Genomic DNA, 9,208 nt, shown 5'->3' with positions numbered 1-9,208 from the left:
GCCGCGCGGTGACCCCCTCGCCGGGAACCCCGCGCCCGCCGAAGGCTCCGTCGTAGACCCGGTGCACCCCGCAGGAGGGGCTCGACTCCTTGAGCACCGCCACCACCACGCCGTGCGCGCGGGCGGTGGCCAACGCCGCCCGGGCCCCGTCCACGAAGTGCCCGGTCACGTCCCGCCCCTCGGGGGTGAGGATGCGCGCGCGGCCCGCGAGCACGTCGGCGGCGGTCGCGCCGGGCTCGATCTCGGCGGGCGGGCGGGGCACCGGGAGGCCGCCCGCGACCTCCGGGCAGTGCACCACCAGGCGGCCCTCCTCACGCCAGCGGGCGACCACGTCGTCCTCGACCGGCTTGGCGCGCCCGTCGTAACGCACCCGGCGTCCCATCAGACACGCGCTGACCAGCACTCTGCGCATGGACCCCCCTCTCGGCCGCCACCACGCTACCGGGACGGCGAGACGGGCAGAGCACGCGCTCCCGTCGGCAGCGCCCCCGCGGCGCTCCGGACGTCCTCCCCGTCGGCGTGCGCCACGCCCGCCCGTACGGGGGCCTGATCCGTGCGCGGCGGAAGCGGCGCCGGGTGTCCGGAGGGAGGGCACGCCCGCGGGTCCCGATCCGCAGCGGGGCGGAGCCGGCCCCGGGAGTCCGTGGGAACCGGAACAACGGGGACTCCCCCGCCAGTGTCCCGCGGTGCCGCTATCCGGCCCCGCCGGGCGGGGTTCCCCCGTCGTCCTGGACGTGCTGTCGCAGCACGTCCATCAGGACCGAGGATCCCTGGAGGTTCTCCATGAGCCGGTCGACCGTCATGAGGGCGATCCCCTGCTGGGGGTCGCCGAGGACCAGCAGCTTGTCGCCGGGGGAGATGCCCAGGTCGCGGCGGGCCTTGGCCGGGATCGCGATCTGGCCGCGTTCGCTGACCGTCACCGCGCCGTAGAAGCCCCGGCCGCCGGGTCCGTAGGAGGCGCCGTCCTGCTCCGCAGTCACCCCGCCACCGCCTTCCCGTACGTGTTCCGCACAGCGTACCAAGCGGGCCGTGTCCGCTTGCGGTCACGATCACAGGGCACACGATATACATGCTTTACATGTAATAGCATGTACCCCACCCCGCCGAGGAGGATCCGTGACCGCTCCCGCGCCCCGTGCGCTCGCCCCGGACCTGGCCAGGGGCGCCATGCTGCTGGCCATCGCCTGCGCCCACGCCCCGCTGTTCGTCCTGGCCGTCGACCACGGTCCCGCCCTGGCCAACGGCGCCGCGCTCATCCTCCACGAGCTGTTCGTGGGCAACCACGCACGCCCGATGTTCGCCTTCCTGTTCGGTTACGCCCTGGCGCAGACGCTGGACCGGCGGGTCGCAGGCGGGGCCGACCCGGTCGGCGTCCGCGCCCTGCTGCGCCGCAGGGGCCGGTGGCTGCTGGCCTTCGGCCTGGTCCACACGCTGGTGGTCCCCCTCGACATCCTCGCCGCCTACGGCGTCGCCTCCCTGCTGCTCGTGGGCCTGCTGCGGGCGCGCTCGACGACCCTGCTGTGGGTCGCGGGCCTGGCCCTGGTCCCCGGCACGGCGCTCTCGGCGATCCCCCTGGGACTGGCCCTGTCCCAGGGCGTCTCCACCTTCGACATCGGCTCCGTGGCCCCGCCCCCCGGATCCGACCCCGGCGCGCTCTACCTGGAGCGCCTCCCCGGCACGCCCTTCGCCCTGGCCGTCGGAACGGTCCTGGTCGCACCCGGGGTGGTCGCGGGCATGTGGGCGGCGCGGCACCGCCTCCTGGAGGAACCCGAGCGCAACCGCGCCTTCCTGACACGCGTCGTCATACTCACCACGGCGGTCTCCGTCGCCGGGGCCCTGCCCTCGATCCTGGTCCAGACGGGCGTGTGGAGCGCCCCCTCGGCCGCCGCGCAGTGGGGCACGGCCCTCCTCCAGCCCCTGACGGGCTACTTCGGCGGCGTCGGGATGGCCGGGATCGTCGCGCTGGCCGCGATCCGGGCGGCCCGTACCCGCGGCGTCCTGACCACCGCCCTCCAGGCTCTGGGCCAGCGCTCCCTGAGCTTCTACCTGCTCCAGAGCGTGGTCTTCCTCGCGGTCTTCTCACCGGTGGGCCTGGGATGGCAGGACCGGCTGGGGCTGGCCGGGGCCTTCGGCGTGGCCGCCGCGACCTGGCTGGCGTCGCTGGCCGCCGCCGAGCTGATGCGGCGCGCCGGCTACCGCGGTCCGGCGGAGAACCTGCTGCGCCGCCTCACCCGCCGGGCCGCGCCCCGAGCCCCGCGGGAGGCACCCTCCTCGGCCTGAGCACACGCCGGGGCTCCGCCTCGGACCCGGTGCACCCCGCAGCAGGGACTCGACTCCTGGCCGCCAACACGCTACCGGGACGGCGACACGGACAGAGCACACGCTCTCGTCACCCTGGGTGATTAAGTGGGTACACCAGGACCGCTGGGCAGCGAGGGGGAGACGTGAACGAGCCGCAGCCGCAGGGGCGGACGGCCCTGACCACGGACCGCAGGGCGACGCGCAAGGCCGTGGTGGCCGCGGCGATCGGCAACGCGACCGAGTGGTACGACTTCGGCGTCTACAGCTACCTGGCCGTCACGATCGGCCTGGTGTTCTACCCGGCGCAGACCCAGGGCACCCAGCTCATCGCCACCTTCACCACCTTCGCCGCCGCCTTCCTGGTGCGGCCCCTGGGCGGGCTGTTCTTCGGCCCCCTCGGCGACAGGATCGGCCGCAAGCGCGTCCTGGCCTTCACGATGCTGCTCATGGCGGTGAGCACGTTCTCGATCGGGCTCATCCCCTCGGCCGCGAGCATCGGCTTCGCCGCGCCCGTGCTGCTGCTGGTCGCGCGGATGCTCCAGGGCTTCTCCACCGGCGGCGAGTACGGCGGCGCCACGACCTTCATCGCCGAGTACGCGCCCGACCGGCGGCGCGGCTTCCTGGCCTCCTGGTTGGAGTTCGGCACGGTCAGCGGCTACGTCGGCGGCGCCACCGTCGTCACGGTGATGACCCTCCTGCTCGGTTCGGACACCATGCAGGACTGGGGGTGGCGCGTCCCCTTCCTGGTCGCGCTGCCGCTGGGCGCCGTCGGCCTGTACCTGCGGGTGAAGCTGGAGGACACCCCCGTCTTCGAGCAGAACACCGGGGGCTACGCCAAGGACTCCCACGGCGGGCACCGCGAGGGACAGCTGCGGGCGACGGTCGTGGACCAGTGGCGCCACATCCTGCTGTGCGTGGGCCTGGTGATGGTCTTCAACGTCAACAACTACGTCCTGACCGCGTACATGCCCACCTACCTGGAGGCGGAGCTGGGGTACGGCCCCACCACGGCTCTGGTGCTGACGCTGGCGGCGATGGTGCTGATGCTGTTCGCGGTGACCGGGTTCGGACACCTGAGCGACCGCGTGGGGCGCAGGCCCGTGCTGCTCTCGGGCAGCCTGTTCTCGATCGTGCTGGCCCTGCCCGCCTTCTGGCTGCTGCAACAAGGGGGCCCGTGGACGGTGGCCCTGGGCATGGTGGTGCTGGCGGTGACCCTGGTGCACTTCTCCGGCGGCGCGCCCGCGGCGCTGCCGGCGTTCTTCCCCACCAGCGTGCGCTACGGCGCGCTGGCCATCAGCTTCAACGTGTCGGTGGCGCTGTTCGGCGGCACCACCCCGCTGGTCGCCGAGGCGCTGGTGCAGGCCACCGGAAACCTCTACGCACCGGCGTGGCTGGTGATGGTCGCGGGTGTGGTGGGGCTGGTGGTGGTGTGGCGGATGAAGGAGAGCGCGAACCGCCCGCTGCCCGGCGCCCCCGCGATCCCCGTCCCCGGGGAGGAGGGGGGCCGACCGCCCCGCTCCCGCAAGGGGGGAACGACGGGGAGCCACCCGCCGCAGGGCAACGTCCGCCGCCTGAGCGGGGAGGCCTGACCCGCTCGGGGGCGCTGTCCGCGCGCGGGGCGGCCACGGCACCGTGTGCCCGGAAGGGGGCGCGCGCAGTGGCCCCCCGGGTTCCGCGGAACCGCCGGAAGCGCGCCACGGCGCGCGGAGTCCCCCGCACCGGCGCACGGAACGGACCGCGGCACCGCTCAGGCGGCGCCTTCGGGCATGAGGCCGTTGCGGAGCAGGCTCAGGTAGGCGTCGGTGGCGGCGGCGCGCCGTTCGGCCGGGTGCTCGCTGACCGCGTGGATCAGGCCGCACAGCAGTTTCAGCAGGTTCTCACCGGTCAGCGGCGGCCGCGGGTGGGCGCGTCCGAGCAGGCGCGAGGTCGCCCCGACCAGTTCGGCCTTGGCCCGCCGCAGGGACTCCCTCTCGTCGTCGAGGGTGATGAGGACCGTGAACAGGCCGGGACGGGCGAGCGCCTCGTCCAGGGCAGCCCGGAGGAAGCCGTCGAGCGCGCCGCGCGGGTCCGGTTCGCGTTCGGCTTCAGCGGCCAGGCGGCGGAGTTCGGCCACCGCGTCCTCCACCACGGCCTCCAGCATCGCCCGCTGGGTGGGGAAGAGGCGGTAGACCGTCCCCACCCCGACGCCCGCGCGCCGGGCGAGCGCGTTGAGCGTGAGGTCGGTCTCCCCGGCGGCGACCGCCCGGCTCGCCTCCTCGAAGATCCTGCGGTTGTTGCGCGCGGCGTCCGCCCGCATGGGGCCTCCTCGGTCCACGAAGTGGATAGGTTATCGACTTATCGTGCTACGTTGAAGTGGATAGATTATCAACTTCTACTCCAGGAGTGGTCATGACCATCGTGTTCGTCCACGGAGTCCCCGAGACGCCCTCGCTCTGGAACCCCCTGCGCGCGCTCCTCCCCGAGGACAGCGTGGCGCTGCGCCTGCCCGGCTTCGGCAGCCCCCGGCCGGCGCACATGCGCGGCAAGGAGGACTACGCGGCCTGGCTGGCCGAGGAGCTGCGCGCCGTCGGCGGGCCGATCGACCTCGTCGGCCACGACTGGGGCGCCCACCTGGCCATGCGCGTGGTCTCCGCCTACGACGTCCCCGTCCGCAGCTGGGTCTCCGACGTCGCCCACGGCTGGCACCCCGACTACCGGTGGCACGACGCGGCCACGCTCTGGCGGAGCAGCCCCGAGGGCGAGGAGTCCCTGGCCGGGCTGCGCGGGGCCGCCCCCGGCAGCGGGGGCACCTTCGGAGACGTCCTCCAGCCCCGCGGCATGAGCCCCGAACTGGCCCGGGAGGTCGACCGAAGCCATGACGAGGAGATGAGCGCGGCCGTCCTGGCGCTCTACCGTTCGGCGTGGCCCAACTTCCACGCCGACTGGGGCCGGGACTTCGACGGCCCCGCCAAGGCGCCCGGGCTCCTGCTCGCCCCGACCGGGGACCCGATGGCACACCCCGAGCAGGACCGGGAGGTGGCCCGCCGCCTGGGCGCCCGGTTCCAGGAACTGGACGGGCTCACCCACTACTGGATGCTCCAGGACCCCGAGCGGGGCGCCCGCGTACTGCGCGACTTCTGGGCCTCCCCCGACGCCTGAGCGCCCGGAGCGCGGGGGCCCAGGCGCGCGGCGCGACCGGGCAGGGCGCCGCGCGCCCCGGCCCGAGAACACGGCGAAGGGGGCTCCCCGGGCGGGGAGCCCCCTTCCTCGTGCCGTGGTCGGGCTGGCGGGGCCGGTGGGCCGGGACGCGTCCGGCGGACACCGCCCCTCACGCAGCGGGGCGCGCGCCCGCCGGGCACGCCCTACCGGCGGCGGTGCTTGCGGTCCGGACGCACACTGCCCTTGGAGGCGCGGCCCTGGGCCCCGCCGCCCTTCTTCTCGCGGATGCGCATGCTGATGTGCACCGGGGAGCCCTCGAAGCCGAAGTCCTCCCGCAGGCGCCGCTCGATGAAGCGGCGGTAGTTGTCCTCCAGGAACCCGGTGGTGAACAGGACGAAGTGCGGCGGACGCGAGCCCGCCTGCGTCGCGAACAGGATCTTGGGCTGCTTGCCGCCGCGCACCGGCGGCGGAGTGGCCGCCACCAGCTCCTTGAGCCAGTTGTTGAGCTGCCCGGTCGGGATGCGCTGGTTCCACCCGCTCAGGCTGGTCTCGATCGCCGGGACCAGCTTCTCCATGTGGCGCCCGGTCTTGGCCGAGACGTTCACGCGCGGCGCCCAGGAGACCCGCGCCAGCTGGCGGTCGATCTCCTTCTCCAGGTAGGTCCGGCGCTCCTCGTCCAGGATGTCCCACTTGTTGAAGGCCAGGACCAGGCCGCGGCCCGCCTCCACGACCTGCTCGACGACCCGGATGTCCTGCTCGGCGAGGGGCTCGCTGACGTCCATGAGCACCACGGCGACCTCGGCCCGCTCCAGGGCGGTGCCGGTGCGCATGGTGGCGTAGTAGTCGGCTCCCTGGAGGGCCCGGAACCGGCGGCGGATACCGGCGGTGTCGATGAACTTCCAGGTCTTCCCGCCCAGCTCGATCAGCTCGTCCACCGCGTCGCGGGTCGTGCCCGCCACAGCGTCGACGACCACCCGGTCCTCACCGGCGAGGCGGTTGAGAAGGCTGGACTTGCCCACGTTGGGGCGGCCCAGCAGAGCGATGCGCGGCGGGCCGTCCTCGCCGTCGTCCTCCTCGCCCAGGGGCTGCTCGGGGAACTCGGCCACGAGCGCGTCCAGCAGGTCGCCGGTGCCGCGGCCGTGCAGGGCGCTGATGGGGAAGGGCTGGCCCACGCCCAGCTGCCACAGGTCGAGGGCGTCGGCCTCCTGCATGCTGCCGTCGACCTTGTTGGCGGCCAGCACCACGGGGCGCTTGGTCGAGCGCAGGACGCGGGTGACGGCGGCGTCGGCGTCGGTGACGCCCACCGTGGCGTCGACCACGAACAGGATGACGTCCGCGGTCTGCGCGGCGTACTCGGCCTGGCGGGCGACCATGGCGGCCAGACCGCTGACGCTGGTCTCCCAGCCGCCGGTGTCGACCAGGGTGAACCTGGTGTTCTGCCACTCGGCGTCGTAGGCGACCCGGTCGCGGGTCACGCCCGGCACGTCCTCCACCACGGCCTCGCGGCGGCCGATGATGCGGTTGACCAGGCTGGACTTGCCCACGTTGGGGCGTCCGACCACGGCCACCACGGGGAGGGTGGCGGGCTCTTCGGCGTCCGCCCCCCCGTGGACGACGTCGGAGATGTCGAAGTCACTCATGTACTGCTCCCGGTTCTGGGTCCCCGCGCGCCCAGGATGCGTGCCGCGGGGATGCGAAGGGCCGACCCGCCCCGGTGTCCCGGGGCGCGTGGATCGACGCGGGCGCCGACGGCGCCCGTGTACTGGCCACGGGGAGGAACCCCCGCGGATGTCGTTGTGTTCCCCCGAAAGGGACTGTCGGGACGAATGTGTCCGGTGTTACGGCCGCCGGGTGCACCGCCCGCCCATCGCGGCGTCCGGAGGCAGGGGACGCCCGTCCGCTGGAACGCGGCGGCGCCCGACCGTGCGGGTCAGTGGTCGCGGGCCTCGTCGGCCAGCTTGACCACCAGGGCGACGACCTCGTCCAGGGTCAGCCCGCTGGTGTCGAGTTCGGTGGCGTCCTCGGTCTGGCGCAGGGGCGAGTGCGCCCGGCTGGAGTCCAGCGCGTCGCGCCGGGCCAGGTCGGCCTGGGTGGCGGCGACGTCGGCGCTGCGGACCTCCTTGCTGCGGCGCTGGGCGCGGGCCTCGGGGCTGGCGGTCAGGAAGAGCTTGACCGGGGCGTCGGGGGCGACGACGGTCGTGATGTCGCGTCCCTCGACCACGATGCCCGCGCTCTCGGCCCTGGCGGCGGCGATGATCTCGCGCTGGGTGCGCACGAGGCGCTCGCGCGCCGCGGGCACGGCCGAGACCGCGCTGACGTTGGTGGTGACCTCCCTGCCGCGGATCTCGGCGGCCACGTCGCGGCCGTCCACCGCCACGGAGGGCGCGTCGGGGTCGGTGCCCATGGTGATGACGGGGGTGTCGACGAGGGCGGTCACGGCGTCGGCGTCGTTGACGTTCACACCCTGGGAGAGCATCCACCAGGTCAGCGCGCGGTACATCGCACCGGTGTCGAGGTACCGCAGCTCCCGCGCCCTGGCCACACCCCGGGAGGTGCTCGACTTGCCCGACCCGGAGGGACCGTCGATCGCGATGACGATGCCCTCGGTGCTGTCCTGCGCGCTCACTGCCGTTGACTCCCGCTTGCGTTCACTGTTGCCGACGCCCAACCCTACCCGTGGCCCGTGTGTACTTGGCGCTCAGTCGCGCGCAGTCGTGCGCGGGAAGCTCAGAGGCCCGGGTGCACCGACCAGCCGTCGGCGGCCAGCGCCCGCGCGAGCGTGTCCACCGCCTCGGGAAGCACGTGCAGCTGCGCCACGCCCAGCGGCAGGCCGGGCGTGTGCTCGATGCGCACGTCCTCGATGTTGACCCCGGCCTCCGCCGCCACGGCGAACAGGCGGCCCAGCGCACCGGGTTCGTCGGGGATGACCACCGGCATGACCGTGTAGTCGGGCAGCCGTACCGTGCCGTGCTTGCCGGGGATGCGGCCGTGGCCGGACCTACCGCGCTCCAGCAGGTCGTGCACCGGAGCGAGGACGCGGTCCGACGCCTCCTCCGGCCCCGGCCGGTCCGCCAGCGCGCGCAGGGCGTCGGCGGTCGCCGCGAGGTCGGCGGCCACCGCGTGCAGGACCTCCGCGACCGGGGCGGCGTTGTGCGTGAGGATCTCGGACCACATGGCGGGGTCGCCGCCCGCCACCCGGGTGACGTCGCGCACGCCCTGCCCCGCCAGGGTCAGGGCCGCGTCGTCGCCCGAGAGCAGCCGGGCCGCCACCGCCGAGGAGGCCACGTGGGGCGCGTGCGAGACCAGCGCCACCGCCCGGTCGTGCGCCGCCGCGTCCAGCACCAGCGGGTCCGCGCCGCACATGCGGGCGACCTCGGCGACGACGGCGACGGCCTGCGCGTCGGCCTTGCCGGTGGGGCACAGCGCCCACGAACGGCCCAGGAAGAGGTCGGCGCGCGCGGCGCCGGGGCCCTGCTTCTCCCTGCCGCCCATGGGGTGCCCGGCCACGAACGTGGCCATGTCGCAGCCCAGCCGCTCGGCCTCGGCCAGCACGCTCGCCTTCACGCTGGCCACGTCGGTGTAGACGTGGGCCAGTCCCCGGTCCTGGGCCCGGCGCAGCACGGAGGGGATGACGGCGGGCGGCGCGGCGATGACCGCGAGGTCGGCCGGGGCCGAGGTCGGGTCGTCGGCCTCCTCCAGGGGGTGTCCCGCGCCCAGGTCGCAGGCCAGGCGCAGGGAGGCGGCGTCGGGGTCGGAGAGGGCGACGTCG

Annotated in this window: 9 protein-coding genes; 3 read left to right on the top strand and 6 right to left on the bottom strand. The window is 74.4% G+C overall.

Annotation, left to right across the window (positions count from 1 at the left end; translation table 11 throughout):
• Together DQW06_RS11020 and DQW06_RS11015 are read right to left on the bottom strand one after the other, a co-directional pair.
• On the bottom strand, positions 1–412 hold a 412-nt coding region (locus DQW06_RS11020; RefSeq protein ID WP_157983405.1), incomplete at its 3' end, for a DUF523 domain-containing protein.
• A gap of 280 nt (positions 413–692) precedes the next feature.
• Positions 693–980, bottom strand: a complete 288-nt coding sequence (locus DQW06_RS11015; protein ID WP_013152036.1) for an AbrB/MazE/SpoVT family DNA-binding domain-containing protein — start codon at positions 978–980, stop codon at positions 693–695.
• A gap of 136 nt (positions 981–1,116) precedes the next feature.
• Here DQW06_RS11015 and DQW06_RS11010 point away from each other — a divergent pair, with 136 nt between their 5' ends.
• On the top strand, positions 1,117–2,280 hold the full coding sequence (locus DQW06_RS11010; protein WP_013152035.1) for a DUF418 domain-containing protein: 1,164 nt from the start codon (positions 1,117–1,119) through the stop codon (positions 2,278–2,280).
• Between the two features lie 164 nt (positions 2,281–2,444).
• On the top strand, positions 2,445–3,890 hold the full coding sequence (locus DQW06_RS11005; RefSeq protein ID WP_013152034.1) for an MFS transporter: 1,446 nt from the start codon (positions 2,445–2,447) through the stop codon (positions 3,888–3,890).
• Between the two features lie 158 nt (positions 3,891–4,048).
• On the opposite strand, the gene DQW06_RS11000 is transcribed toward DQW06_RS11005, so the two are convergent.
• Positions 4,049–4,597, bottom strand: coding sequence for a TetR/AcrR family transcriptional regulator (locus tag DQW06_RS11000; RefSeq protein ID WP_041552390.1), 549 nt, complete (start codon positions 4,595–4,597; stop codon positions 4,049–4,051).
• Positions 4,598–4,689: 92 nt separating this feature from the next.
• Here DQW06_RS11000 and DQW06_RS10995 point away from each other — a divergent pair, with 92 nt between their 5' ends.
• On the top strand, positions 4,690–5,439 hold the full coding sequence (locus DQW06_RS10995) for an alpha/beta fold hydrolase (protein WP_117198393.1): 750 nt from the start codon (positions 4,690–4,692) through the stop codon (positions 5,437–5,439).
• A 203-nt stretch (positions 5,440–5,642) separates the two neighbouring features.
• Here the strand turns inward: DQW06_RS10995 and der are convergent, their stop codons facing one another.
• The 3 genes from der to DQW06_RS10980 all read right to left on the bottom strand — a co-directional run.
• On the bottom strand, positions 5,643–7,079 hold the full coding sequence (der, locus tag DQW06_RS10990) for a ribosome biogenesis GTPase Der (protein ID WP_071621641.1): 1,437 nt from the start codon (positions 7,077–7,079) through the stop codon (positions 5,643–5,645).
• Between the two features lie 290 nt (positions 7,080–7,369).
• On the bottom strand, positions 7,370–8,065 hold the full coding sequence (cmk, locus tag DQW06_RS10985; RefSeq protein ID WP_013152030.1) for a (d)CMP kinase: 696 nt from the start codon (positions 8,063–8,065) through the stop codon (positions 7,370–7,372).
• 101 nt (positions 8,066–8,166) lie between these two features.
• The coding region (locus DQW06_RS10980; protein ID WP_157983404.1) for a prephenate dehydrogenase at positions 8,167–9,208 on the bottom strand (1,042 nt) is incomplete at its 5' end.

It is taken from the genome of Nocardiopsis sp. TNDT3, from assembly GCF_003427465.1.
In the GTDB taxonomy this organism is placed as follows: domain Bacteria; phylum Actinomycetota; class Actinomycetes; order Streptosporangiales; family Streptosporangiaceae; genus Nocardiopsis; species Nocardiopsis dassonvillei.
The sequence above is the reverse complement of the archived record's forward strand: the minus strand, read 5'-3'. Positions and strand labels throughout refer to the sequence as shown.

Excerpts from the sequence above, each read along its gene's own strand:
- DQW06_RS11000 (WP_041552390.1), bottom strand. The coding sequence starts at position 4,597 with ATGCGGGCGGACGCCGCGCGCAACAACCGCAGGATCTTCGAGGAGGCG.
- DQW06_RS10995 (WP_117198393.1), top strand. The coding sequence starts at position 4,690 with ATGACCATCGTGTTCGTCCACGGAGTCCCCGAGACGCCCTCGCTCTGG.
- der (WP_071621641.1), bottom strand. The coding sequence starts at position 7,079 with ATGAGTGACTTCGACATCTCCGACGTCGTCCACGGGGGGGCGGACGCC.